Annotated in this window: 22 protein-coding genes and 3 pseudogenes; 5 read left to right on the top strand and 20 right to left on the bottom strand. The window is 34.6% G+C overall.

Going from position 1 to position 25,800, the window contains the following annotated elements:
- Positions 1–142 precede the first annotated feature (142 nt).
- The 4 genes from DN408_RS16180 to DN408_RS16165 form a co-directional block, all read right to left on the bottom strand.
- A complete protein-coding gene (locus tag DN408_RS16180; RefSeq protein ID WP_002185915.1) occupies positions 143–3,232 on the bottom strand; it encodes an AAA family ATPase in 3,090 nt (1,029 codons plus the stop codon).
- The gene (locus tag DN408_RS16175; RefSeq protein WP_078178871.1) at positions 3,229–4,386 is read right to left on the bottom strand and encodes an exonuclease SbcCD subunit D; all 1,158 of its coding nucleotides are present in this window, start codon (positions 4,384–4,386) and stop codon (positions 3,229–3,231) included. The genes DN408_RS16180 and DN408_RS16175 overlap by 4 nt, the downstream gene beginning before the upstream one ends.
- Positions 4,387–4,401: 15 nt before the next feature.
- Positions 4,402–4,641, bottom strand: coding sequence for a DUF2584 family protein (locus DN408_RS16170; RefSeq protein ID WP_002085739.1), 240 nt, complete (start codon positions 4,639–4,641; stop codon positions 4,402–4,404).
- A 184-nt stretch (positions 4,642–4,825) separates the two neighbouring features.
- Positions 4,826–5,083 (bottom strand): hypothetical protein, encoded by a 258-nt coding sequence (locus DN408_RS16165; protein WP_002012747.1) that lies wholly within the window; start codon positions 5,081–5,083, stop codon positions 4,826–4,828.
- 350 nt (positions 5,084–5,433) lie between these two features.
- Between DN408_RS16165 and DN408_RS16160 the strand changes: the two genes are divergently transcribed.
- Both DN408_RS16160 and DN408_RS16155 read left to right on the top strand, forming a co-directional pair.
- Positions 5,434–6,486 carry an enoyl-CoA hydratase/isomerase family protein gene (locus DN408_RS16160; RefSeq protein ID WP_002065275.1) on the top strand — a complete coding sequence of 351 codons (1,053 nt, stop codon included), beginning with the start codon at positions 5,434–5,436 and terminating at the stop codon, positions 6,484–6,486.
- A gap of 149 nt (positions 6,487–6,635) precedes the next feature.
- The gene (locus DN408_RS16155; protein WP_087995738.1) at positions 6,636–7,268 is read left to right on the top strand and encodes a LysE family translocator; all 633 of its coding nucleotides are present in this window, start codon (positions 6,636–6,638) and stop codon (positions 7,266–7,268) included.
- A gap of 36 nt (positions 7,269–7,304) precedes the next feature.
- Here the strand turns inward: DN408_RS16155 and DN408_RS16150 are convergent, their stop codons facing one another.
- The 8 genes and pseudogenes from DN408_RS16150 to DN408_RS16115 all read right to left on the bottom strand — a co-directional run bounded on the left by DN408_RS16150 (position 7,305) and on the right by DN408_RS16115 (position 16,937).
- A complete protein-coding gene (locus DN408_RS16150; protein ID WP_078178873.1) occupies positions 7,305–8,765 on the bottom strand; it encodes a CoA-acylating methylmalonate-semialdehyde dehydrogenase in 1,461 nt (486 codons plus the stop codon).
- Between the two features lie 39 nt (positions 8,766–8,804).
- Positions 8,805–9,695 carry an NAD(P)-dependent oxidoreductase gene (locus DN408_RS16145; RefSeq protein ID WP_002012741.1) on the bottom strand — a complete coding sequence of 297 codons (891 nt, stop codon included), beginning with the start codon at positions 9,693–9,695 and terminating at the stop codon, positions 8,805–8,807.
- Between the two features lie 16 nt (positions 9,696–9,711).
- A complete protein-coding gene (locus tag DN408_RS16140; RefSeq protein WP_033713290.1) occupies positions 9,712–11,421 on the bottom strand; it encodes an acyl-CoA dehydrogenase family protein in 1,710 nt (569 codons plus the stop codon).
- 155 nt (positions 11,422–11,576) lie between these two features.
- Entirely contained in the window at positions 11,577–12,485 is a 909-nt protein-coding gene (gene prpB, locus DN408_RS16135) for a methylisocitrate lyase (RefSeq protein ID WP_002168448.1), read from the bottom strand.
- A gap of 18 nt (positions 12,486–12,503) precedes the next feature.
- A complete protein-coding gene (gene prpD / locus DN408_RS16130) occupies positions 12,504–13,940 on the bottom strand; it encodes a 2-methylcitrate dehydratase (RefSeq protein ID WP_002127277.1) in 1,437 nt (478 codons plus the stop codon).
- 98 nt (positions 13,941–14,038) lie between these two features.
- Positions 14,039–15,160 carry a citrate synthase gene (mmgD, locus tag DN408_RS16125; protein ID WP_002168449.1) on the bottom strand — a complete coding sequence of 374 codons (1,122 nt, stop codon included), beginning with the start codon at positions 15,158–15,160 and terminating at the stop codon, positions 14,039–14,041.
- A gap of 415 nt (positions 15,161–15,575) precedes the next feature.
- Positions 15,576–15,802: pseudogene (locus DN408_RS16120) on the bottom strand (HesB/YadR/YfhF family protein).
- Positions 15,783–16,937: an MFS transporter gene (locus tag DN408_RS16115; protein ID WP_078179194.1), complete on the bottom strand. Its 1,155-nt coding sequence runs from the start codon at positions 16,935–16,937 to the stop codon at positions 15,783–15,785. The pseudogene DN408_RS16120 and the gene DN408_RS16115 overlap by 20 nt, the downstream one beginning before the upstream one ends.
- Before the next feature lie 234 nt (positions 16,938–17,171).
- Here DN408_RS16115 and DN408_RS16110 point away from each other — a divergent pair, with 234 nt between their 5' ends.
- On the top strand, positions 17,172–17,453 hold the full coding sequence (locus tag DN408_RS16110) for a hypothetical protein (protein ID WP_033733949.1): 282 nt from the start codon (positions 17,172–17,174) through the stop codon (positions 17,451–17,453).
- 80 nt (positions 17,454–17,533) lie between these two features.
- Here the strand turns inward: DN408_RS16110 and DN408_RS16105 are convergent.
- A pseudogene (locus tag DN408_RS16105) lies at positions 17,534–20,061 on the bottom strand (transglycosylase domain-containing protein).
- 466 nt (positions 20,062–20,527) lie between these two features.
- On the opposite strand from DN408_RS16105, the gene DN408_RS16100 reads away from it, so the two are divergent.
- Positions 20,528–20,737, top strand: coding sequence for a KTSC domain-containing protein (locus tag DN408_RS16100; protein WP_002085762.1), 210 nt, complete (start codon positions 20,528–20,530; stop codon positions 20,735–20,737).
- A gap of 67 nt (positions 20,738–20,804) precedes the next feature.
- Here the strand turns inward: DN408_RS16100 and DN408_RS16095 are convergent, their stop codons facing one another.
- From DN408_RS16095 to DN408_RS16080, 4 genes are all read right to left on the bottom strand, one after another.
- Positions 20,805–21,017: a YqaE/Pmp3 family membrane protein gene (locus tag DN408_RS16095; protein WP_002085763.1), complete on the bottom strand. Its 213-nt coding sequence runs from the start codon at positions 21,015–21,017 to the stop codon at positions 20,805–20,807.
- 300 nt (positions 21,018–21,317) lie between these two features.
- Positions 21,318–21,977, bottom strand: coding sequence for a DUF6944 family repetitive protein (locus DN408_RS16090; protein WP_002185920.1), 660 nt, complete (start codon positions 21,975–21,977; stop codon positions 21,318–21,320).
- Positions 21,978–22,135: 158 nt separating this feature from the next.
- Positions 22,136–22,846: an SDR family oxidoreductase gene (locus tag DN408_RS16085; RefSeq protein WP_147740254.1), complete on the bottom strand. Its 711-nt coding sequence runs from the start codon at positions 22,844–22,846 to the stop codon at positions 22,136–22,138.
- A gap of 325 nt (positions 22,847–23,171) precedes the next feature.
- A complete protein-coding gene (locus tag DN408_RS16080; RefSeq protein ID WP_147740253.1) occupies positions 23,172–23,510 on the bottom strand; it encodes a hypothetical protein in 339 nt (112 codons plus the stop codon).
- A 212-nt stretch (positions 23,511–23,722) separates the two neighbouring features.
- Here DN408_RS16080 and gerPF point away from each other — a divergent pair, with 212 nt between their 5' ends.
- Positions 23,723–23,938 (top strand): spore germination protein GerPF, encoded by a 216-nt coding sequence (gerPF, locus tag DN408_RS16075; protein WP_001141569.1) that lies wholly within the window; start codon positions 23,723–23,725, stop codon positions 23,936–23,938.
- 285 nt (positions 23,939–24,223) lie between these two features.
- Here the strand turns inward: gerPF and DN408_RS16070 are convergent, their stop codons facing one another.
- From DN408_RS16070 to DN408_RS16060, 3 genes and pseudogenes are all read right to left on the bottom strand, one after another.
- Positions 24,224–24,559: a YolD-like family protein gene (locus DN408_RS16070; protein WP_002085766.1), complete on the bottom strand. Its 336-nt coding sequence runs from the start codon at positions 24,557–24,559 to the stop codon at positions 24,224–24,226.
- A gap of 110 nt (positions 24,560–24,669) precedes the next feature.
- Positions 24,670–24,942 (bottom strand): annotated as a pseudogene (locus DN408_RS16065) (zinc ribbon domain-containing protein); the annotation flags it as partial.
- A gap of 538 nt (positions 24,943–25,480) precedes the next feature.
- Positions 25,481–25,702, bottom strand: a complete 222-nt coding sequence (locus DN408_RS16060; protein WP_002012623.1) for a hypothetical protein — start codon at positions 25,700–25,702, stop codon at positions 25,481–25,483.
- Positions 25,703–25,800 lie beyond the last annotated feature (98 nt).

The raw sequence follows: 25,800 nt of genomic DNA, 5'->3' as shown, positions 1-25,800 counted from the left end.
TAAATAATAAAGATGCCGCCTCTACTATAGAGACGGCTTTATATAAAAACATTATTAAATTCATTTGAACTTAATTGAAAAAACGTTATAACAATTTGGTACAATGTTCAAAGTAAGGATAGATACTTTCAATTTGACAAGCTTATTTCACCACAAACCTCGTCTGACTACACCCATCCTTCTGCTTCGTTACCTCTAATACAGCTGGCATTGCGTTTTTCAGTTCTTGAACGTGTGAAATTACACCGATAAAGCGACCTGATTTTTGCAAGTCGATTAGGGCGTCAACTGCTTTCGTTAATGACTCTTCATCTAATGAGCCGAATCCTTCATCGATAAACATCGTTTCGATGGAAATACCACCCTCATACGCTTGAATTACATCTGCCATTCCAAGTGCTAAGCAAAGTGATGCGTTAAATTTCTCACCGCCAGATAATGTTTTTACATCTCGGGTTTGACCTGTATATGCATCATATACATCTAATCCTAATCCACTTTGTCGATTCCTCTTTTCAACTCGTTCGCTTCGTTTTAAATAAAATTGTCCATTTGATAATTTACGTAGTCGTTCGTTCGCAATTTGAACAATTTGTTCTAAATACTCAATTAAGATGTAACGTTCAAAGGATATACGACTATCATTATCCCCTTTCATTACTTCATATAAATCAACAAGTTCTTGGAATGCTTTTTCTTCCTCATGAATTTGTTCATCAATTCGTTTAATATTTTCATGTAAATCCGTAATATATGATACGGCGTTTTGAGCACGTTGTCGTTTTTCTTTAATAATATCAAGGCTAATTTCCAATTCTCTCACTTGCTCATCTAATGAAGAAATGTCCATATACTCTTTATCTTTTAAGTCTGCTTTTAATTCGTCAATTTGTTTTGTAAGTACTTCTAGAGATGAGTAATAACTTTGGATTTCTTGTTGTAACTTATCCATCTCAGCATCATTTAATTTGGATTCTTTATATGTTAATTGATCTGTAAATCCACTTTGTTCTAGCTCTTTCATAAAGCGTGTAAACGTCTCTTCTTTCTTCTCTTTTGCACTATTAAATTGATTAGAAGCATTATCATGTTCTGCTTGAATACGTATATTTTCATTTTGCCAATGTTGATACGCCTCTTGTACTTTCTCCCATTCATCTTCCATTAACCTAAGTTCTTGCAGAGCTTGGTCAAACTGTACTTTCCAAGCTTGTACCGTTTGCAAGCTTTCCGGAATATTTTGCTTATCATGTTCATATGACGTACGAAGCTGCATACACTCCATTTCAGTACGGTGCTGCACAGTTTCTACTTCACGCTTTTGTTTCTGGAGTTCTTCTACTTTTTCTTCTACGCTTTTTATATTCACAGCAATTTGCTTACGCGTTTCTTCACTTGCTTTTAACGCATTAACTTCTGCTGCTAATTGCTTTCCTTTTTGAACGAGCGCACTATATGTTTCTACTAATTCTTCTGAGCGATAGCCTCGCTTTAGCACTTCTTCTATCACTTGTTCATATTGAACTCGATAGAAATTCCACTTTTCTTCTAATTGAACATGTAATTTTTCCGCAATATTTTTCTTTTCTCTTAGCTCATTTAACTCTTTTTCATCAATTGCATTACTTTGCTCTGTAGCTTTTTTCGGGTGGTCCATACTACCACATACTGGACAAGATTCACCATCATGTAAATGAAGAGCTAATATACCAGCTTGTTCACTTAACCAGCGGCGTTCAATATTTTCATATGTACTAACTGCCTGTTGCATCTTATGAAACGCACTTTCTTTTTCTAGCTCGTATTTTTGTTTTTCTTGCCATACATCATATGCCTGCTTTAATACTTTTGCATCTTCTCGCATATTCGTTAGTGCTTCTACTTTAGCTACATATTGTTCAAGCGCTGCTTCTAATTGCTGTAATTCGCCAGACATTCTTTGTTTTTCATTTTTATGCGCTTCTAGTTGTTCATCTAACTTTTGCATACCTTCTTTTAATTTTCCTATTTGAATTTCAGCATTTTGCAAATTTAACTTTTTCTCAGCTAATGATGCAATAATTGGCTGTAACTCTTCTAGTCTTTGAACTTGTTTTTTAGCATTTTCTCGCTCGGATGCCTTATTCTTTAATGCTTCATATTTCTCCTGAGCAAGTGCAAAACTGTTCATTATATGCTCTTTTTTTGCGATTATCTGTTTTAACAAACTTTCAGACTGCTGTTCATATTGCATCGCTTCCTCATACCATTGCTCAAATGGTAATAATCGCTTCGCCTGTTCCGCATGTTTAAAAGATTTTTCTTTCATTTCGATTACGGCACGGTTTTCTTGTAAAATACTGTACTTCTCATTCTTTTGTTCTAAATCTTTGAATTTCTCATTTACAGCTTTTGCTGCATGAAAACGTGCCTCTGCTTCTTTTAATTGTTTCGTTTTGTCATTTTGTTCTAAGTGTAATTGCTCAACCTCTGCATTGTACCAAACTGTTTCTTGTTCTAATGCCTCTACTACTTGATGTGTATTTACATGCTCTTGTTCCACTAATGTCTCTAATAATGCCCCATCACGTATTGGTAATTTAAATACATTACGGAAATATAGCTCACGTTCTTTTTGTTTTTCTTGTAAGACGTCTTTCCATTGTTTGCGCTTTTGATCTAATATCTCACGCATTAATTTATAACGATCTGTTTTAAAAATGCGGCGTAGTATTTCTTCTTTATTTTCCGTTTCAGATGTTAATAATTTTCGGAACTCTCCTTGCGGTAACATGACAATTTGGCTAAATTGATGTTTACTTAATCCAATTAAATCTTCAACTTTTTTATTTACATCCGTTACATGAAAACGATCGACACATGGAACTTTTTCCTCATCAATTACTTCATATAATTCGACTGCATGTCCTGTAATTGTTTTATTTCCTTGTTTTTTATGGCCCAGTTGTCGTTTAATTTCATAACTTTTTCCTTTTAATTGAAAAGTTAATTCCACACTTGTATAAACATCATCATCAGCAAATTGGCTACGAAGCATGTTTGTATCACTGCGCTCTTCTCCACTAGCCTCTCCATATAATACATAACAAATCGCATCAAAAATCGTTGTCTTTCCAGCTCCTGTATTTCCAGAAATAGCGAAAATACGATGCTCACCAAGATCTTTAAAATCGATTACTTCTTTCTGTTTATATGGACCAAACGCGGTCATTATAAGCTGAATCGGTCTCATCCTCGCTCACCTTCCCGTTCTTGCACTGTTTGCAAAACATCTAAAAATAGACGTTCTTTCTCTTCTGATAAATCTAGCCCTTTCATTTCTTTATAAAATGCTTTTAAAAGAGATAAATCATCCGTTTTATGTCTTGAAACAGTTACTTCATTTTCATCTGTGAACTCTCGTCTTTGAATAGATCTTTCAACATGCATTGCATTTGGGTATACAGAACGTATTTTTTCCATTGGCTGCAAGACAGGATTTTCATCTAATAATTTCACAAATACATAATCTTCACTCACTGGATGAAGCAATAAATCGTCTATTTTCGCTTCTACTGTACGCATTTTACGACGTGGTGTAAGTAAACGTTTTTCAATTGTTGTTTCACCTTTTTCATCCAGTTCCACAATATAATATCCTTTTTTATGCTTTTCTTCAGAAATAGAATATGCAAGTGGTGAACCTGAATAACGAATTGTCTCATTACGTACAAAATGCGCTTGATGTAAATGGCCAAGCGCCGTGTAATGAAACTTATCAAAATAATGGCTATTTACATATTCAGCACCACCAATTGAAAGTGGTCGTTCCGCATCACTCGTATTTTCCTCTGCCTCTCCTGAAGAAGTTACAAATGCATGTCCTACAAATATGTGTCTCGCTTCTTTATCCATCGTTTCAGAGAGTTCGTTCATAAAAATACGCATCGCATCATCATGAGAACGAACATCTTCATTTTTCAATATATGTCTAACAATACTTGGATCTGCATACGGAACGAGATAGAAATGAACCTCTCCGTATTCATCATTTAAAACAACAGGATTGTATGGAAACTGGAATTGTCCAACAATATGTAATCCTTGTTTTTTCATTAAATTACTACCAAAATGTATGCGGTCCGGACTATCGTGGTTTCCTGCAACTGCAATTATTGGTGTTTGTAAATCAATAACTATCTTTTGTAATACATCATTTAATAAGTCTACTGCTTCTGTAGGTGGAATTGCTCGGTCATATAAATCTCCTGCAATAATTACAGCATCCGGTTTTTCCTCTTCAACAGCTTGTACAAACTGATCTAACACAATTTTTTGATCTTCAGTCATATATACACCATGAACAAGCTTACCTAAATGCCAATCCGCTGTATGAAAAAACTTCATATTACCCTTCTCCTTTTAGTTTACTGATTGTAGTGAAACAAGCTGATAGTTTAGTGTAGTTTTTCCGTTCTCCCATTCTAACTTTTGGACAATTGCACTACCGATTCTTTCTTCGTTTGATTTATATAAAGGCAATATTTCTTGAATAGTAAATAGATGATAACCATCTAAAATTAATTGAAATAAATTATCTTCTATATGTAATCTTACTTCTTTTTCATTTGAAATAATTTTTGTATGCATCTCAAATTTCATGCTAGATACAACCCCTTTTTTCTAATCTCTACATTTTAATAGTATAGTGGTCATGCAAGATTGACAAGTAAATACACCGCGATGTACATACTTTTTTAATTATAAATATTTTATGTTTTTTTATATGAAATACGGTATGTGAAATTATTAATCTACAAAAATAAAAATGCCCTTTCAGGCATCCTTATTTTTGTAAGTACTCTTTCATAACGTAGTACAATACAGTTATTAAGACAATCGCTACAAAAAACGCAAATACGGCCACAACATACCCATCTTTATTTAATAAAAAGCATATGGAAATAGATATTATAAAAATCGGAAACACGAGACGTACCTTAGCCTTCACTTCTTCTGTCGTATCTGTATGATGAAAATACTGTGTAATTCCTACCATAAGAGATGACAAAATAATAACCGACAATAGTAAAGGTCCTGGCATTCCGATCTCTCCTTTCTCTATTTCTAATTATATACAAACCCCGCGCTCTTTAAAAGTTAGATAATTCAGCCTTTTAACTTTTTCTACATCAACTCTTTAATTTACGCCACGTATACTAACTCAATATAAGTTATACATATAATAGCGCCTTCAACACGACATTTTCAAATAATAGCACTTACAGTAATGTTGTAATATTCCTCTTCATTCTCTGAAATCCTGCAAATATAACTCGTCAAAATATGCGATAAATACTAACACTAAGCACCTAATTTGGACAAAAATTATAGAGGACATTTCAGCATGTATCAAGAAATAAGAATAGAAAGATAAGTAAGGGAGGATTTATAATGACTGAACACGTTTTATTTTCTGTTAGCGAAAACGGCGTTGCATCTATTACTTTAAACCGTCCAAAAGCACTTAATTCTTTATCCTATGACATGTTACAACCAATTGGGCAAAAACTTAAAGAATGGGAGCAAGATGAGCGTATTGAACTCATCGTTTTAAAAGGAGCTGGGACGAAAGGTTTTTGTGCAGGTGGTGATATTAAAACGCTATACGAAGCACGTTCTAACGAAGTTGCATTACAACATGCAGAGCAGTTTTTTGAAGAAGAATATGAAATTGATACATTTATTTATCAATACAAAAAACCAATTATCGCTTGTTTAGATGGAATTGTAATGGGCGGTGGTGTCGGTCTGACAAATGGAGCGACGTATCGAATTGTAACAGAGCGTACGAAGTGGGCAATGCCTGAAATGAACATCGGTTTCTTCCCTGATGTCGGTGCTGCTTATTTCTTAAATAAAGCGCCTGGATATACTGGTCGATATGTTGCTTTAACAGCATCTATTTTAAAAGCTCCTGATGTATTATATATTAACGCTGCTGATTACTTTATGACATCAGATTCATTACCAAATTTCCTTACCGCACTTGAAAATGTAAATTGGAAAAAAGAAGATGTACATACTCATTTAAAAGAAGTTATTCGTACATTTGCAACTGCTCCAAACTTAGATGGCAATCTTTCTTCTTCAGTAGAAGAAATTAATTCGCATTTTGCATTCGATACAATTGAGGGAATCATTCAATCGTTAGAGAAAGATCAAAGTCCATTTGCCCAAACAACGAAAGAAAAGCTATTATCCAAATCCCCTGTTTCATTAAAGGTAACATTAAAACAGTTTATTGATGGCCAAGAAAAGTCAGTTGAAGAATGTTTCGCGACAGATCTTATACTCGCTAAAAACTTCATGCGACATGAAGATTTCTTTGAAGGAGTACGCTCCGTTGTAGTTGATAAAGACCAAAATCCAAATTATAAATATAAACAATTAAGTGATGTTTCAGAAGAAGATGTAAATCGATTCTTTAACTTACTTAACGCTTAAACAAAGAGGCCATATATTGTAGCACACTCTCAGCTACTCTATATGGCCTCTTCTTTTTAGTTAAATATAATTTAATTTTATTTAACTACAATGTATGTTAAACTAACGTTAATCGAATTTTCTAAAAACAACAAAGGAAGGCGGATAACATTATGGAAAATTTTTTTCTGTTTATTATTATGTCTATATGTCTTATTATTCTACCCGGTCCTGATACAGCAATGGCTACGAAAAACACATTGATTGCCGGCAAAATCGGCGGCGTAAAAACTGTTTTTGGTACTTGTGTTGCGCTTTTAATTCACACTTTAGCTGCTGTAATTGGTCTTTCAGCACTTATTGTAAAGTCTGCTCTTTTATTTTCTATTTTTAAATATGTTGGTGCTGTATATTTAGTCTATATTGGTATTAAAGCCCTTTTAGCAGTAAGAAACACAGAAGACTTAAATACAAATGACGTTCCAATAAATAATGACAATAAACATACTTCTTGCTTTCGCCAAGGGTTTCTTACAAATTTACTAAACCCTAAGATTGCAGTCTTCTTTTTAACTTTTTTACCACAGTTTTTAAATCCAAATCATAATACATTTATACAACTTCTCATTATGGGACTTACTTATCTCATTTTAACCGTCATTTGGTTTGCTTTTTATATATTTTTAATTGATAAAATTAGTGCTTTTATGAAAAAACCGAAGACACAGCGTTATATTCAAGGGATTACAGGAATCGTCTTAATTGGGTTTGGTATTAAATTAGCCTTTGAAAGAAATAGTTAACACAATGCACCCCACAATCATTATCATTTCACTTTATTAAAACCAGCGCTCAGTTACAACTTTTTTACGTGTATAAAATTGAACGCCATCCGTACCATTTGTACCAAGATCTCCAAAGAATGAAGCTTTGTTTCCTGCAAATGCGAAGAATGCCATTGGTGCTGGAACATTAACGTTTACACCAATCATACCAGCATCAATATTGTCTCGGAATGTTTGTGCATGTTTTCCATTTGATGTATAAATAACAGCACCATTCGCAAATTTCGATTGATTTGTCAGCTTAATACCTTCTTCTAAATCTTTTACTCTTACAATACTTAATACTGGAGCGAAAATTTCATCTTGCCAAATTTTCATTTCTTGATTTACACCATCAAAGATTGTTGCACCAACAAAGTAACCTTCTCCAACTTCTTCATTGATTTTACGGCCATCTACTAGTAAAGTTGCTCCATCTACTACACCACTATTAATATAGCCTAAAACACGTTCTTTATGAGATTCACGGATTAATGGTCCAACATAATTATCTTCGTTGAAACCGTCACCTACTTTTAACTTCTTCGTTTCCGCTACTAATACATCAATGAATTCATCAGCAATTTCATCAACTACTGCTACTACTGAACATGCCATGCAGCGCTCTCCACTACTTGCAAACGCAGACCCAATTACACCTTGTACTGTTTTCTCAAGGTTGCAATCTGGCATAACAACTGCATGGTTTTTCGCACCTGCTAACGCTTGTACACGTTTACCATTTTTTGTACCAGTTTCATATACGTAGCGTGCCACTGGCTCAGAGCCAACAAACGAAACTGCTTGAATATCTTTATTTTCTAAAATACTATTTACAACATCTTTTCCGCCTTGTACTAAATTTAATACCCCTTTTGGAAAACCAGCTTCATAGAATAACTCTACAAGTCGCTCAGCTAAAAGTGGCGTTCTTTCAGATGTTTTTAATACGAATGTATTACCGCAAGCAATTGCAAGTGGGAACATCCATAATGGAATCATCATCGGGAAGTTAAACGGTGTAATACCAGCAACAACTCCGATTGGGTAGCGCCAAATCGATCCATCAATTCCACTAGCAATATTCGGAAGAGCTTGTCCCATCATTAAATTTGGTGCTGATGTTGCAAGTTCTACCGCTTCAATACCACGCTGTACTTCACCAGTTGCATCCGTTAGCGTTTTACCGTTTTCTAGCGTAATGATTTTTGCAAGCTCATCTTTATTTTCTTGTAACAGTTGTAGATATTTGTATAGTTGTCTTGAACGATTTGGAACTGGCACTTTAGACCATGTTTTGTATGCCGCTTTTGCCGCTTCAACAGCTTTTTCAACATCTTCTTTTGGAGAAAGTGGAACGTAAGCGATGATTTTTCCAGTTGCCGGATTCGGAACCGCTTCTACTTCCGTACCAGTAGATTCTACCCATTCGCCATTAATATGATTTTTCACTCGTTTAATTTCAGTTGTAATCATTATATTCTCTCCTTTTTTATCATGGTTTTTATAAGTGCACTATTTTTGATTAGAAATTAATTGTTCGCTAACTTTCTTATATAAAGCAGCCATATCGTTTTCACCATATCCTGCCTCACTCGCTTCTTCATATACATTTAATAGCATCTCACTTACCGGTAAGTGAAGTTCACTTTCTTTAGCTAACTCTATCGCAAATCCTAAATCTTTCTTTAATAAATTTACAGTAAAGCCTGGCTCATAATTTTCTGATGCAATGAAACTTTTATAATTACGCTCATAAATTCTACTTTGACCGTAACTTACATTTAAAATATCAAACATTTTATCTAAATCCATATTGTTCTTTTTCGCTAATGTTAAAGCTTCACTCACACCAGCTGTATAAAAACCAATTAATAGATTATTAATTAATTTAACAGTTGTACCACTATCAATCTGCTCACTAACATGGAAAACATTCGCTCCAAGCACTTCCATGACAGATTCAGTTTTCTCATATACTTCTTTCGATCCACCAACCATAAACGTTAATGTACGGTTTTCTGCACCAATTACCCCACCGCTAACAGGTGCTGCTAAAAAGTCTACTTTCTTTTCCTTCGCCGATTCCTCTAATTGTTTGTTTAATTGTGGAGATACTGTACTTGTATCAATTAAAGCTACATTCGAGTGGCTATTTTCAAATAATCCTTCTTCCCCAAAATATACCGCTTCCACAGCACGAGGTGAAGGCAAACTTGTAAAAATCACATCGCATGTCTCTGCTAGTTTTGAGATTGATAGGCCGATAATTCCTCCTTCTTTTTCAAAGGAAGCTTCCGCCTCTTTATTCAAGTCCACTCCATATACTGTGTAGCTAGATTTAACTAAATTTTTAGACATTGGAAGACCCATGTTACCTAAACCGATAAAACCAATCTTTTTCATATCGCTTTCCTCCTATTTACACAATATATTTCCCGCGATTTATAATAACTTTCGCAATATCTCTCTTTTTCGTAAATAAGTTTGAGTATAAAGGCACTAATAATTGACGGATTTCAGCTAATATTTCTTGTCTATTTTGTTCTTCTGTGACAGCTGCTGAAAGAATGGAAATCGCAGCTTCTTCTACTTTACGATATCCTTCTTCACAAATAACACCTGTTATCATTTGCTTCGTACGCTCTTTTTCCTCACCATTTTTACTAACTGCTTTCCTCGTACGTAAAAATGCTGATTCCATGACGTACACGTCCGTCAACATATTTGATAATACGCGTGAATATTCTTGCTCTTGCTCAATTTTTATTCCTGGAGTTTTAGAGAGCGTTTTCAAAGATTGTTTCAACAATTTTTTCGCTAATAAAATGTAACGATGGTTTCTTTCTACATTTGCTACATCAATTTCTACTTCAGCATCTTCTATTTGCTCGATTTGCTTCATTAACATTTTTGCAACTGTTAATCTATTAATTTCATTCGTTCCTTCAAAAATACGACTAATTCTAGCATCACGATATAATCGTTCTACTTCGTATTCTTGCATATAACCGTAACCACCATGAATTTGTACAGCTTCATCTACGATATAAGCAAGTGTTTCAGAAGCGTTTACTTTATTCAGTGCACATTCAATTGCAAATTGGGACATTTTTTTCATAAGATCTTCATCACTCTCATGAATTGCTTCATCAATTACACCCGCTGTACGGTAAGCTGCACTTTCTGCTCCATATGTAGAAATAATCATATTGGCAATTTTCTCTTGAATCATCGTAAAATCTACTAATTCCGTTTGGAACTGTTTTCGCTCTTTTCCATATTGAACTGACAAACCGATTGCTTGTTTTGCTGTTCCAATATTTCCAAAAGCAAGTTTTAGTCTAGCGAAGTTAAGAATATTAAGAGCTACGTGATGCCCTTTCCCAACTTCCCCTAAAATATTTTCAGCGGGGATGACAACATCTTCTAAAATAAGCGTCGCTGTTGAAGATCCTTTAATCCCCATCTTCTTTTCTTCTAATCCTATTGATACACCTTCACATGTTCTTTCGACAATAAACGCTGTCATTCCTTTATTTGTCTTCGCAAAAACAACGTATACATCTGCCATATGAGCATTTGTAATCCACTGCTTCTCACCATTCAACTTCCAAGCAGTACCATCTTCATTCAATACTGCACTCGTTTTTGCACTTAATGCATCAGAACCAGCATTTGGCTCAGTTAAAGCATAAGCCCCAATCCATTCTCCCGATGCGATTTTCGGTAAATATTTTTCTTTCTGTTCTTTCGTTCCATAATATATGTAAGGCAATGTACCTACACCGGCGTGTATATTAAAAGAAACGCTAAATGCACCAGCGTAACCCATTTTCTCTGCTACAAGACCTGAGACAGCCTTTCCTAACTCGAATCCGCCATAATCTTCTGGTACCTCAATGCCTAATAATCCAAGTTCCCCAGCTTTCTCAAATAATTGGCGAGAAACTTTATAGTTATGTTGTTCAATATTCTCAATTTGCGGGACAATTTCTTGTTTAACGAATTGTTCTGTCGTTTTTGCAATTAAATCTTCATCCCCTGAAAAATCTTCTGGTGTAAAGAAAGTATTATTCACATCTTTATTGAGTGAAAAAAATTCATCCCATGGTAACTTCGTTTTCTCCATCTGAATCCCCCTATCATTTCGGCCTTCGTTGATCTTTGCATATGCTCGTCTACGATGAGTGGAATATCTTATTATTGAAAACAGAAGGCGATGATTTTTCACATCAAGCAGTTCGTTTTGCCAAAGATGTATTTTCATCGCCTAAATCCTTCTACCTATTGATCTTCAGATAATACTGTTTTTGCAATTCCAGTATCTAACTCTTCAAAGTCATGATATGAAATTGTTTCATATAATTCACTTCTCGTTTGCATATTAGAAAGTGCATCTTTTTGAGAACCTGTTTCCTTAATTAGCGTAAACACATTCTCATATGCTTTTGCAGCAACACGAAGTGAAGTTACAGGATAAATTACCATTTGGAAGCCCATATTCGCAAATTCCTCTGCACTATAATATGGTGTTTTTCCGAACTCAGTCATATTTGCTAGTAAAGGTGCATTCACTTTGCTAGTAAATAAACGGAATTCTTCTTCCGATTGAAGCGCTTCTGGGAATATTGCATCTGCTCCTGCTTTTACATATGCATTCGCTCTTTCAATCGCTGCATCTAATCCTTCCACGCCGCGAGCATCTGTGCGTGCTACAATATATAAACTTGGCGCAACTTCTTTAATCGCTTTAATTTTTTGAACTAATTCTTCTGTAGTAACAAGTTTCTTACCATTTAAATGTCCACATTTCTTTGGTAATTGTTGATCTTCAATCTGAACAGCCGCAACTTTCGCTTCCACCATTTCTACAGCTGTTCTCGCTACGTTTAGTACTCCACCAAATCCTGTATCAATATCAACAAGAACTGGTAAATCTGTAGCTCTAACTAGATCCCTTGCTCTCTCTGCTACTTCAGTAGACGTCACGATTCCTAAATCTGGTAGTCCTTTACTTGCAGTGTAAGCAGCTCCCGATAAATATAGAGCTGAAAAACCTGTATTTTTCGCAACAAGAGCCGCCATTGCATCATGAGCACCTGGAATTTGCAAAATTTCATTTGCTTCTACTAAAGCTCGGAAGCGATTCGTAAGCTCCTCTTGTGTCGACTGTTTATTCACAACCCAAGCCATTCTAAATTCCCCCTATTATTAAATTAAGAATAGATCTACAAATTCGTTTACATTCATATTTTCTAGTTTTTCTTCATTTAGACAAGCTTCATGGATTTTTTCTTGTTGCTTACTAGAATAATGACCTGCCATATTTGCAGTGAATTTTCGAACAACTTTTGGAATTGCTTCGTCTCTACGGAAACGGTGGCCAAGTGGATATTCACATTCCACATTTTCTGTTACAGTACCATCTTTAAAATGAACTTGAACAGCGTTGGCGATTGAGCGCTTGTTCGGGTCAAGGTAATCTAAACTGTACTGTTTGTTTTCAACAACAACCATCTTATTACGTAATTCATCTACACGTGGATCATTCGCTACTACATCCTCATAATCATCCGCAACGATATCTCCTTTTAATAAACCTATTGCCGTAATGTATTGTAGGCAGTGATCGCGATCAGCTGGGTTATTTAATGGACCTTCTTTATCGATAATACGAATTGCTGACTCATGAGTTGTAATTGTAATACGATCAATTTCATCTAATCTTTCTTTAAGTTCCGGATGTAATTTCACTGCACATTCTGCAGCTGTTTGTGCATGGAATTCTGCTGGGAATGACACTTTGAATAATACATTTTCCATTACATAAGCTTCTAGCGGTCTTGCTAATTTTAATTCTTGCTTGTTAAATAACACATCTTGGAATCCCCATCCTGGTGCAGATAATGCCGTTGGGTAACCCATTTCACCTTTTAATGCAGTCATTGCAAGATGAACACCGCGGCTCGTCGCATCACCTGCTGCCCATGATTTACGTGAACCTGTATTTGGAGCATGACGATATGTACGAAGACTAGAATTATCAATCCACGCATGTGATAATGCATTAAAGATTTCCTCACGCGTTCCGCCAAGCATTTTTGCAACTACTGCAGTCGTCGCTACTTTTACGTATAATACGTGATCAAGACCAACACGGTTTAAACTGTTTTCTAAAGCAAGTACGCCTTGAATTTCATGTGCTTTAATCATCATTTCTAGTACTTCCCGTACTTTTAATGGTTCTTTTCCTTCTGAAATACGAACGCGGCTAATATAATCTGCAACTGCTAAAATTCCGCCTAAGTTATCAGATGGATGTCCCCACTCTGCTGCAAGCCAAGTATCGTTATAGTCTAACCAACGGATCATACATCCGATATTAAATGCGCCTTTTACTGGATCTAGCACATAAGATGTTCCTGGTACACGTGTACCATTTGGCACGATTGTTCCTGGTACAACTGGTCCTAATAATTTCGTACACTCTGGGTATTGTAGTGCTAAAATTCCACATCCAAGTGTATCAAGTAATACGTAGCGAGCCGTACTGAATGCCTCTGCACTTGTAACCTCTTTATTTAATACATAGTCCGTAATTTCTTCTAATAATGCATCTTTTTGTTTAATTTCATTTGTTTTAATCATGCTATTCTTCCCTTTCTGTCGAAAATTCGTTATTATTAATGATGGGTGTCGGTCAAACACCCATCTGGCGGGCGGCGCTAACAACTCCCCAGTTGTTTTTATTTACTAAATGCATGTCGCTCGCCAATATAATTTACACGTGGACGGAACAAACGATTGTTCGCATGTTGCTCAATTACGTGTGCACATAGCCCTACTGTTCTAGAACTAAAGAAGATTGGTGTGTAAAGTTGAATTGGAATACCAAGCATCCAATATACTGGAGCAGCATAATAATCAAGATTCGGATAAATCCCTTTTTCCTTCTCCATAATTTTTTCTCCAGCTTCACACATTTCATATAGTGTATAATCGCCTTTCACATCACATAACTGCTTTAATGCTTCCTTCATCATAAGTGCTCTTGGATCCATCTTTTTCATATAAACACGGTGTCCAAAGCCCATAATTTTTTCTTTGTTATATAGTTTCTTCTGTAATAACTCTTCAAATTTCTCAACATTACCAGCTTCTAAAAGCATGTACATAACCGCTTCATTCGCACCGCCATGAAGACTTCCTTTTAAGGATGCAACTGCTCCTGTTAAAGCACCGTATAAGTCGGATTGCGTTGATGCAATAACGCGTGCTGTAAATGTAGAGTTTGGCATTTCATGTTCACTATATAAAACAAGGGAACGATCAAAAATTTTCTCTTCAAGTTCAGTTGGTTTCTTTCCAGTTAACATATAGAAGAAATTCGCACTATATGACAATTCTTGAAGAGGCTCAATTGGTTCCTCATTATTTAAAATATGGTAGCTATTCGCTACAATATTTGGCACTTTACTTAAAAGCTTGTATCCTCGACTTTTATTCACTTCTAACGAGCGGTTTTCGATATCACTATCGTAACCAGCTAATGCAGACACACCTGTACGTAGCCCATCCATAGGATGCGTTTCCTTAGGCAATGCCTTTAGAACATTGAATACACCTTCTGGCACTGTATATTCTTCTTTTAATTTCTTTTCAATTGTTACTTTCTCATCCTCATTCGGTAAACGTTCTTCTAATAAAAGGTGCACAATGTCTAAATACTCTTTTGTTTTTGAGAGTTCGATTAAATCATACCCTTGAATTACAATTTCACCTTTTACTGTGTCAAGAAACGAAATTTTCGTTTCCGCTGCTACTACACCATCTAATCCCGGGGAAAATTTTTCTTCAGCTTTCATCATTATTTCCTCCAATCCTAATAGATCTTCGTGCACATAACTGTAAGCCTTTACAATAATATGAAACTACATTTCCATTTCAATGTATCAGAGTTTTTAGAAGATTTCAATTTATTTTATAATGATAAGTTTCCTATACTTTTACCGATGTAATAATACAATTTTTCAAAAATAACTTTCATCTTTTATAAAGAAAGGACAGACATCCTTTTACAATTTTTTAAAACGAAATATAACAATTATCCATATAATCCCACTAAATATACCTTTAATCCCTTTTTCTTCAACAAACATAAAAAACCGAGCTGCACTCATGCACAGCTCGGTTTTTTATAATATTTATTTCATATTCCCATAAATATAATTCTTATATAAAATTTATTTATTTTTAATAAAATTATTATTTTACATAATTAAATTAAATTTCTTCCGTTTCTTTACGATAGCTTACAACTAATTCATAGTTTTGAAAGTACGAAAGATCATCAAAATCTATAAAAATAAACTACCGTCTTTCTCAACTGACACTATTTCCCGAACTGATTTCTCAGAAACAATCCCTAAAGAATATCCGGGCTGAATTGAGCTATTTCCTCCGTACCTTACAATACATCAAATAGATTCATCATGCTTTATACGCAAAATCTTTTTTGCCTAATCGTTGTTTTACAAAAATGACAAATATAATTAAAGCTATTAATCCTGAAATTGCACTACCTGCGAATAAAATACGGTAACCAAACATTTGTGAAACAACTCCAAGTAAAATCGCACCTAATCCAATACCTAAATCAAATGCAGTAAAGAATGAAGCGTTAGCAACTCCTCTTTTACTAGGATCAACAATTGTCAGCATCGCTGCTTGTAAAGCGGGCTGTGCTGAACCGAATCCAACACCATATAATGCCGCTGCAATCATTACACCTATCAAACCATTTGAAATCGTTAGTACAACTATCGCTAAAATAGTAATACATAGTGCCGGAAGTATGATAAAAACTTCTCCATACTTATCTAATAGTTTTCCTGAAATAGGTCGTACAATTGTTAAAGCAATTGCATATACAAGAAAGAATGTCCCAGGATTCACATCAATTGATGACGCGAATAACGGTAAAAATGTTGTTATTCCTCCATATGCAAATGATAAAAAGAAAACAACAACCGTTATTGATAAAACGGATTTTTCAAACAGCTGAATTTTCCCTTTTTCTTTTTGTGGCGTGAATGGCATTTTCGTTATTAACGATAATACGACTGCCATAAAGGATAAAAGAGTTGCTAACAAGAATAGACCATGAAATGAATAATTTTGTACAACCCATAATCCAATCATCGGGCCAATTGCCATCGCGATTGTCATCGCCATGCCATACCAGCCCATCCCTTCACCACGACGTGAATCTGGAATAATATCAGTTATCGCTGTTCCAACTGCTGTTGTAGAAACAGCCCACGTCACTCCGTGAATAACGCGTAAAACAGCTAAAAGGGCAATAGTCGATGCTAAATTATACGAATACATCGTTATCCCAAAAAAGATGAGTCCGAAAATAATAAAAGATCTTCTACCATATTGATCTAACATTCCTCCAATAATCGGTCGTATTACAACCGCAGCTATTGTAAACATTCCCATCATCAGTCCAACTTGTGATTCATTTCCACTAATCTCTTTAATAAAGAGCGGGAGCGTTGGAACAAGTAAATAAAACCCTGTAAATAAAAATAACATCGCGATAGTCATTTGAATAAATGATTTCGTCCATAATCGTTCCATTAAAATTCCTCCATAAACACGTAAAATATTGCAATCAACATATCAATTGTATATTTTTCATGTTCCCTTGCCCTCCGCTAATAGACGTATCTTTTCATAATAAATGGTCTATCCTCAATTTAAGTTGGTCTTACGACTTTATACCTATGTTTTAAGCAAAAACCCTATATATGTACCTTTATATGTTCTAAAAGAATATACTATTTTATTATTAAACTTAGGAGTGATCGTTTCATGTGGATATCACCAAGAATAACCGCCGTTGTCCCATCAGCTCCCTCAATACATGTTCCTGCCGTTCATACAGCTAGTTCTGATGTTGGTATCGAACTTCCTGCCGCTTGGCAACATTATCAATCGCCTGACCAAGTCACCCCTTCATTTTGGCATCATGGTACACACCCTAGTAGTAGTACTACTTTTTATAGCCCTAGTTATCCAATACCACCAACTCAAATTTTTTATCATTTCCCATCAATTTACTTTCAAAATTTCTATGGTACTTTTAACATTTAAAAATAATATTAACCTTTATAATATAAAAAGCACCAAAGGAACCGTTTTATCGGTACCTTTGGTGCTTTTATATACATTACTTATTGTCCATTATTGGCAGGGACTTCTCCTGTGTTCCCGCCAGTAGTTGGTGGCGTTGTTGCTGGTGGCGTTGGAGTTGTATTCCCTTGGCCTCCTCCACCGTTAGTCGGTGGGGTAGTATTTCCTTGATCCCCACCGTTGTTCGGTGGCGTTGTATTCCCTTGGCCTCCACCATTGTTCGGTGGTGTTGTATTTCCTTGGCCTCCACCATCGTTCGGTGGTGTTGTATTTCCTTGGCCTTCACTATTGTTCCTTGGCCTCCACCATTGTTCGGTGGTGTTGTATTTCCTTGGCCATTTCCATTATTTTGTTCATTTTTCTTATTTAATTCATCCTGTTTCTTTTGCTCTTCTTGCTTCTTTAGCTCTTCTTGTTTCTTAAGTTCATCTTGTTTCTTTTGCTCTTCTTGTTTCTTAAGTTCTTCCTGTTTCTTTAATTCTTCTTGCTTTTTCTCTTCTTCAGTTTTTTGCTGTTGGTCTTGTTTTGGTTGTTCTGTTGTATCCGGTACGCTCGTATTTGGAGATGAATCACGTTTTTCACCTTTTATACGTAACTCACTACCTTCTTGAATAACACTACTTGGCATTTTAAAGCGTGATTTATCTGTAGCCATCTCGCTCATCATTTCTTTAAAGATCAACTGTGCAATTTTCGTATTTTTACTACTAATATACTCGTCTTTACCATCTTTCGTATATCCAGTCCATACTGCCATCGTATATTGCGGTGTATATCCTGCAAACCAACTATCACGAGTTGCACTTTCTGGAATTCCATATTGTGCTAGTTGTTTTGAAGAATAGTTAGTTGTACCTGTTTTACCAGCTACATCTAAAGAGGCCACATTTGCCGATGTACCAGTACCTGATGTAACTACAGAACGAAGCATATCAGTAATCATATATGCTGTAGAATCCGCCATAACTGATTTTGGTTTTTGTCCAAAACTTTGTGACTTGCCGTCTGGATAAACTACTTTCTTAACAAAATGCGGCTTCGTATACTTACCGTCATTCCCAAATGCCGCATAAGCACCTGCAATTTCAGTTGGTGACGCTTCATTTGTACCGATCGCTGTTGATTCTGTCGGTGCTACATTAAATGTAATACCTAATTTCTCAGAGAACTCTTTCGATTTACTAATACCTACCTCTTTAGCTGTTTTAATAGCTGGGATATTACGTGACTTTGTTAGTGCTTCACGCATTGAGATTGGCCCTAAATGACTTCTATCTGCATTTCTAACTTCTTGGCCAGTTGAATACTTAAATGGAGAGTCATCAATTTGATGATAAGTAGCCCATTTTAAATATTCAATTGCAGGAGCGTAATCAAAAATTGGTTTCATCGTTGAACCAGCTGCACGATCTAATTCAATCGCCATATTATGCCCTTTAAATACTGCTTTATTTTCACCGCGCCCACTACCTATAGCGCGAACTTCTCCAGTTTTCGTATCCATAAATGTGAAAGCACCTTGGAACTTATCGTTTGGATAATTAATAATATTTGCATTTAAAAGCTGATCAGCAAAATCTTGCGCTTTTGGATCCAAAGTTGTATAAATTTCTAAACCGTCAGATCCAATATTAACATCTGGTATTTCTTTTTCTACTTCTTTCACAACTGCATCCATAAATGCAGTATGTGGCATCGCTTGTAGTTCAGCTGCACTCTTAATATTTTTATCCACTGGTACTTTCGATGCTTCTTCCATTTCTGCCTTTGTAATATAACCATGTCGATTCATTAACCCTAGTACAGTATTTCTTCTTTCTGTTGCCCTTTGAACATTTTCTTTTTTCGTTGGGTCATAGTTATTCGGTGCTTTTGGTAAACCGGCAAGCATCGCAACTTCTGGTAATGTTAAATCTTTCAATTCTTTACCGTAGTAGTTTTGTGCTGCTGTTGCGATTCCATATGAACGATTACCTAAATTAATTTTATTTAAATACATCTCTAAAATTTCATGTTTTGAATACTGTTGTTCTAGCTTATAGGCTAAATATATTTCCTGAACTTTACGTTTTGACGTTTTTTCCATCGATAAGAAGTAGTTTTTAATAACTTGCTGCGTTATCGTACTACCACCTTGAGAGCCATAATCTCCCTTAAGACTAACTAAAACTGCACGAGCAGTACCTTTAAAATCTACTCCGCTATGCTCATAAAAACGCGAATCTTCTGTTGCTAAAAATGCATTTTCTACCAATTTAGGGATTTGATCATACGTAACATTCGTCCGCTTTTCTTTCCCATATTCATATACCAAATTCCCGTCTTTATCATAAATTTTTGAGGATAACGGATTAACAAGTTTTGCTTTCTCAAGTTTTGGTGCATCCTTAATCATTACGAAAAAGGTAGCAACCCCTGCCACTAATCCTACAATACCAAGTAGTAAACAACTGATTAAAAATTTACGAAAAAACGATGTTTTACCTTTTGGTTTTGTTTTTTTAGAAGCTGGCTGTTTTTTCTTTTGAACTTGTCGTCGCTCCTCTCGAGAACGATAATTTTCTGACATGTTACTTTCTCCTGCCTTTCAATTCTCCCGTTGATTTACTTGAAAATATTGAGGTCACTTTCCCAAATACATTTAATCAAGAAAGTATATTGACCTGGATCATTCAATATTTTCCCAATTCACAGATTATACATTTTAGAATACTTCTTATACAAACTATTTTCACTTCTATTTTTTCTAATAATACTGCCCCTTAAAGCATAGAATGTAAGAAGTAAATTTTTAATACCTCGTATAAATAATATACCTTTTTTTCAAATGGTCAATATTTTCTTATTTATAAATCAAAGGTGAAATAAAAATAGCACAACGATATGTACTTCGTGTGAACTTCCTTATAATTACGTATAACAAACATTTAATATATTGCATATAAGTATAATACTCCTTTAATTATTAGGATTTCAACACGACAATCCCCTTCTCTACAAGAAACCATCTAAAATGAAAAATAAGGAGTTGCGTAATGATGAAGCTATCTCCCGTTATTTCAAAAAAATTAGTTGCTGTTGGCTATAATCCTTTTTCTATGATTTTACGTATTCAACTAAAGAATGGTATGTATGATTTCTTTAATGTGCCAGAAAGCATTTACACCGGTTTATTAAACGCACACTCTAAAAGTTATTATCATAATACTTATATTAAAAATTCTTACCGCTATACTAAAATTTAAACTTGATTGGCATACAAAAAAGAAAGGCGAATCAAATCCCCTTTCTTTTTTGTATGTCAATCGCAATTTACCTTCTATTTCTTTTATTAATTTCATCATACGCTTGAACTTGTTTTTTAAGTCGCCTGTCGGCTTTTTTATCATGTACGACAAGAACTGCGTGTATCGCGCCTGGAACCCAAAAAATTAAGGTTAAAATGAAATTAATAATCGCTTGAAACGGCTTTCCGCAAAATAAAACAGCTACCGGCGGAAGTAAAATTGCTAATAAGTACATCATGTCTGAAAAACTCCTTAATGTTTATTTTTCGATTCTTCCCCATCCATCTCCTACACTATCAAACCTATGAAATCATGTTATTTCTAAAAGCGTATATAAGAACTCATCATTACAAAAATCACATATAATAGTATAACTAAATGAGAAGCCTCTCACTAACGTTAACAAGTTATTTTCACCTGTTCATTTATATGTATATTCTACGCCTATATGAAAAAGCCTACAAAAACAATTAACACATCCATCTTGTCCTACTTCTAAAATTGAAATACTCCAAACTTCATTGAAATGAGTATTTCATCACCTTTTCTTAGTTTCCAATCGTTGTTCCTCTACTATTTCGGTTAATCCAATTGCTGAAATTACAGTACCTATTGCCTGTATCCAAATACCTATTAGCCCTATTATACGTTGATCTTCTTTATCTATATTACTGTCTTCTTTTCCCTTTTCTTCTTTTGGTATATTTTTAATACCTTCATATGCTTGTAATCCCGCACCTAAACTTTGCATTGAATTCCCTAATACGATAATCCACTGTATTCCATTTATCTCATTCAATGCTACTTCTACTCCTAAAAAAGCGCCAATTGATTGCAAACTATTTCCAGTAATTATAAGGAAATCATTTTCTTTCATTTGTTCATTGAGATTAAAATACGTTCCTATTACATTTGAAATATTACCTAAAGCTAATAACTCAATCCCCGTTTTCGCTAGCGCTTTATTTTTATTATCTATAGTTACCTCTTGCTTCTCACATTTATCTTCATCTTTCGCATCATTAGTTGCTATAATTTGTAATATATATCCGAGAGCTTGTAATGAACTCCCTACAATAACGAGATCCGACTCAATCTTTTCTTCTCCTGCAAACCCTCTAGTTGTTCCAATTGCCGCTATAAGATTTCCTCCAACTTGAAACCATGCCCCTGTCAATTCTAAATCGCGTAGGTTCATTTTCCATCACCTATATTAAAATTTTCTAGTACATTCGAAATAAACAAATATCACCTTTAATTCATTATTCTATTTTTCATATGTAATTTTGTGCATCACATAATGTACTAATAATACAAAAGAGCACCTTTCTGGCGCTCTTTTTGACAAGGAGTTTCTCAATGAATGTATGCCGGACATGTCAATGACTCACCGTTTTTATCTATTGATATATTTAATATATAATGAATTGCTTTATGTGACCACATTTCAGGTGTAGGAGATTCTTTTACATATTGAGGTGCACATAAGTGAAGCATTGGAGTGCTAATACTGCCACCTGGATCTAAAGCAACTACTACCATACCATTTGGTAGTTCCATTGCCATTGACTGCGTGATACCTTCAACAGCAAACTTCGAGGCACAATATGGCGCAAGTTCAGCCTCGCCTTCTCTTCCCCAACTAGAGCTCATGTTAATAATAATTCCTTCTTTCCTAGCTATCATCGCCGGGACGAACGCCCTAATGACATTTACTACCCCGTTCACATTTACACTCATTACACTTTCAAATTCTTGTGCGGTAACTTTCCATAGAGGTGCATTTTGATTAACAATCGATGCATTATTTATTAACATATCGGGAGCCCTATACTTATTAAGAATACGACTTGCCCATTTACTAACTTGGTGATGATTTGAAACATCAATTATTTGAAAATCATGTGAAGCACCGTAATATTTATTAAGCTCTTCAATTTTATTTTTTGAGCGTCCACACCCTGCTATGTTCCACCCCAATTCATGAAACCTATCAACCATTGCACGTCCTAACCCTTGCGTTACTCCAGTAATAATTACAAGTTTCCCAATGTCGTTTCGCTCCAACTTCATCTCCTCCTTTCCATTAATATTACTCTTTTTATTCTTATTCAACTTCTCACTTAAGTATCAATTCATTTCATACTTTAGAAGTATTTTTGATATTACATATTACAAACAAAAAGAGTAACCATCATAGTTACTCTTTTTGTTTGTATCGTTATTATTTTTAAATTGTATCTTCTATTCTCTACATTTCTCACATCGATAAATATAGGTTACACCTTAATGAAAGTATATTTATGTTTACGGTTCGATTTATCCAAATACTTTTCAATCCACTTTTTCAACTTAACAGAGCCCACCTCTATCAATAAATTTCCACCTAGTCTTATAACATACTTTTATTTAAATTCTCAATCTCATTTTGCAACTTTTTAAATTGCTCAAAATGCATTGTTATAGATTGAATACTATTCCTTTCAACATTTTGCTTTACTAATAAAACGCCTGTATCGTGAAAAATTGCTTCAAGTTCTTTCCTTATAGATACTTTCGCAATATATGCGGTTTTAATTGCCGATAAAATTGCTATTTCATTAAACTTTAATTTTATTTCATTAGGACAAAATGCTTTTTCGATCAATGTGACATCATTACTATAAATATAAGCAACAAGTTTACTTGATTCTGCATCTGTTAAATCCACTGTTTTTATAACATTATCCATTACATTTTGCCTCCTTTAATTCCATATATATTAATTATTCAAATTTATTCTTTTTAAAATTCAGCTCTTCATTAATTTTAACATACTTTTTGCTCGATTGATTAAACAAAGCTTCAAACATTTTTCTATTCCGGAATATTTGTCAAATGAACCAATTAGACTATACCTTCATATAGTAATGCAAACAATTACTTATAAAGTAGGTGAAAATTATGCCCTCAGTTGTTGGGAATTTAGTTGTACAAAATAGTAACGGATCTTTCAACTTAGGTGATTTCTACAATGTTTCTCCAAAAGAGAATACGAAAGCTTATAACGGCTCTGGCGCATCTAACGTTGGTTTCGTAGTGAACACTTTTAGTGGGGTTAGCGCGACTAATACATTTGATTCTGATCTAGCAGATCAAAACCAAGTTGGTACGGCCTAACCAGATCTGTAATCATTTTTGTATAACATTTTAAAATTTGTCTATACTATACTCAGGCTGATACACAGCTATCATTGATTTTTTGAGTGTCAATCTTTTTCTCCCTTTCCCTGGGGCTAAGCAGTTAGCTTGCAGCTAGCTGCTTTTTCATTTAGTTCTTCACCTCTTCAAAAAATTAGGTTTTAACAGGTAGCCTGACTCACAGCCGAATTTTGAGGTGTGAATCTGCCTGTCCGTAAATAGCTAGATAAATTAAAGAAGCTAAACTTCAAAATTCAGCTTCTTTTAGGTTACATCAATTATGTCCATTGCAGAAAATATATATGTTTTATAAAATGCATCTGTACATTTTACAATTTGTTGAATTGGATTTATATGAACCACTGTCATATAACTCGTAAGTATGTATCCTTCTTCAAAATATGTCACTAACATCTCTTCTTCAGACAATAATGAAGTTAATAATTTGTCTGAAATGCTGTCTTTCGCTTCATTTGTTATTAGCGGTCTTTGGACTTTTAATTTCTCTCCAATAATTTTTTTCATACTTAATAATTGTTCCGACATTACTGTAAACGGAACCCACTCTCTTCCTTTTTCCTGTATCTTTACATAATTCATTTTCTTTACTCCTCAATTTTCTATATCTATCCATTCTTGAACTACCCCACTTTCACTTCGTTTAGAAGTGGGGGATTCCTAAGTAAAGAGTTCTATCGAACTCTACTTTATTAGGCTATCTCCGCAGTCCTTGCGGTTAGAAGCCTTATCGCTTCATTCTTTAGATTGATACTTGCGTTAATATCCCTATCATGATGTGTACTACAAGAAGGGCAGTCCCATTTACGTAGGTTTAGATTTTTAACGTCTTTGTTTTGATATCTACAACAAGAACATAATTGGCTTGAAGCAAATGTTTTCGATACGACAATGACTTGTTTGCCGTATCATTTTGCTTTATATTCCAACATGGTTCGAAACTGTGACCATGATACCTCACTAATTTCACTTCTAAATACACTTTATCCATCTCTTATTTATATGTAGCGTAGCTTTCCAATTCAAAACTATTTATGAATTTGTAGAAATCTCCACTCCGAAAGAACATTTGTTCTAATTATACACGAACGAACGTTCTTACGGAAGTGCAACTTTAATATATGAAGTTTATTCATACTCATTTATTACTCCCTTTTATTAATCAAATTTCTTAGCACTTCCTATCGCATCATAGAATACGTGTAGCAACAATAAAAGCGACTCCACCTAATGTGAAGTCGCTTTTATTGAACTAATTATATTTCTAATTTTACTTTTCTATCCTAACTAACGTTCTTTCTGGAATACAAATTTCAGCTATATCTCATTAACCATCCTTCAACAAAAGCATACACTTTTATTATGAACGAACTCACAAAGCTTTAGAAACTTATGATGTAAAACAATTCATTCCTCATAAGTTTCATACATATCGACAATTACTACCATTTATCCTGCTATTTGTAGGCAGTAAGATTCACACTCATCAATTTTTCACTTTCTTTATTGAATATGCTTGGGTTGCATTATAATATGTAATTCTCTTTCTGTTTCTGTTTTTTTCGGATTCCGATAATATTCCAGTTTATATTCTAATACTTCATACTCAACCATCCCAATCTTTATCCCTTTTGTTTCTTTTAATACAGCTAATAGAACGCTTATATTTTCATTAGATGATTCAAAAATTTTCCCTCCGCCTTCTCTCTTAAAAATAACTTTCATATATTCTCCCCCAAATTAATTTAATAATCTAGTAAATATAAAAATATTCATCCTATTTTAATAAAGTGAAGGCTAATAATCAGTGGGGGTTTTGTCCA

The organism is Bacillus sp. AR13-1, from assembly GCF_008042285.1.
Taxonomy (GTDB): Bacteria; Bacillota; Bacilli; order Bacillales; family Bacillaceae_G; genus Bacillus_A; species Bacillus_A mycoides.
Note: the sequence above shows the minus strand (reverse complement) of the source record. Positions and strands in the feature narration are given on the sequence as shown.

Coding starts and splice junctions, on each gene's coding strand:
- DN408_RS16115 (WP_078179194.1), bottom strand. CDS start 16,937: ATGGAACGATTATGGACGAAATCATTTATTCAAATGACTATCGCGATG.
- mmgD (WP_002168449.1), bottom strand. CDS start 15,160: ATGATGAAAGCTGAAGAAAAATTTTCCCCGGGATTAGATGGTGTAGTA.
- gerPF (WP_001141569.1), top strand. CDS start 23,723: ATGCCCTCAGTTGTTGGGAATTTAGTTGTACAAAATAGTAACGGATCT.
- DN408_RS16180 (WP_002185915.1), bottom strand. CDS start 3,232: ATGAGACCGATTCAGCTTATAATGACCGCGTTTGGTCCATATAAACAG.
- DN408_RS16140 (WP_033713290.1), bottom strand. CDS start 11,421: ATGGAGAAAACGAAGTTACCATGGGATGAATTTTTTTCACTCAATAAA.
- DN408_RS16170 (WP_002085739.1), bottom strand. CDS start 4,641: ATGAAATTTGAGATGCATACAAAAATTATTTCAAATGAAAAAGAAGTA.
- DN408_RS16110 (WP_033733949.1), top strand. CDS start 17,172: ATGTGGATATCACCAAGAATAACCGCCGTTGTCCCATCAGCTCCCTCA.
- prpB (WP_002168448.1), bottom strand. CDS start 12,485: ATGGCTTGGGTTGTGAATAAACAGTCGACACAAGAGGAGCTTACGAAT.
- DN408_RS16145 (WP_002012741.1), bottom strand. CDS start 9,695: ATGAAAAAGATTGGTTTTATCGGTTTAGGTAACATGGGTCTTCCAATG.
- DN408_RS16080 (WP_147740253.1), bottom strand. CDS start 23,510: ATGGATAATGTTATAAAAACAGTGGATTTAACAGATGCAGAATCAAGT.
- DN408_RS16060 (WP_002012623.1), bottom strand. CDS start 25,702: ATGAAAGTTATTTTTAAGAGAGAAGGCGGAGGGAAAATTTTTGAATCA.
- DN408_RS16100 (WP_002085762.1), top strand. CDS start 20,528: ATGATGAAGCTATCTCCCGTTATTTCAAAAAAATTAGTTGCTGTTGGC.
- DN408_RS16165 (WP_002012747.1), bottom strand. CDS start 5,083: ATGCCAGGACCTTTACTATTGTCGGTTATTATTTTGTCATCTCTTATG.
- DN408_RS16150 (WP_078178873.1), bottom strand. CDS start 8,765: ATGATTACAACTGAAATTAAACGAGTGAAAAATCATATTAATGGCGAA.
- DN408_RS16090 (WP_002185920.1), bottom strand. CDS start 21,977: ATGAACCTACGCGATTTAGAATTGACAGGGGCATGGTTTCAAGTTGGA.
- DN408_RS16070 (WP_002085766.1), bottom strand. CDS start 24,559: ATGAATTATGTAAAGATACAGGAAAAAGGAAGAGAGTGGGTTCCGTTT.
- DN408_RS16175 (WP_078178871.1), bottom strand. CDS start 4,386: ATGAAGTTTTTTCATACAGCGGATTGGCATTTAGGTAAGCTTGTTCAT.
- prpD (WP_002127277.1), bottom strand. CDS start 13,940: ATGATTAAAACAAATGAAATTAAACAAAAAGATGCATTATTAGAAGAA.
- DN408_RS16095 (WP_002085763.1), bottom strand. CDS start 21,017: ATGATGTACTTATTAGCAATTTTACTTCCGCCGGTAGCTGTTTTATTT.
- DN408_RS16160 (WP_002065275.1), top strand. CDS start 5,434: ATGACTGAACACGTTTTATTTTCTGTTAGCGAAAACGGCGTTGCATCT.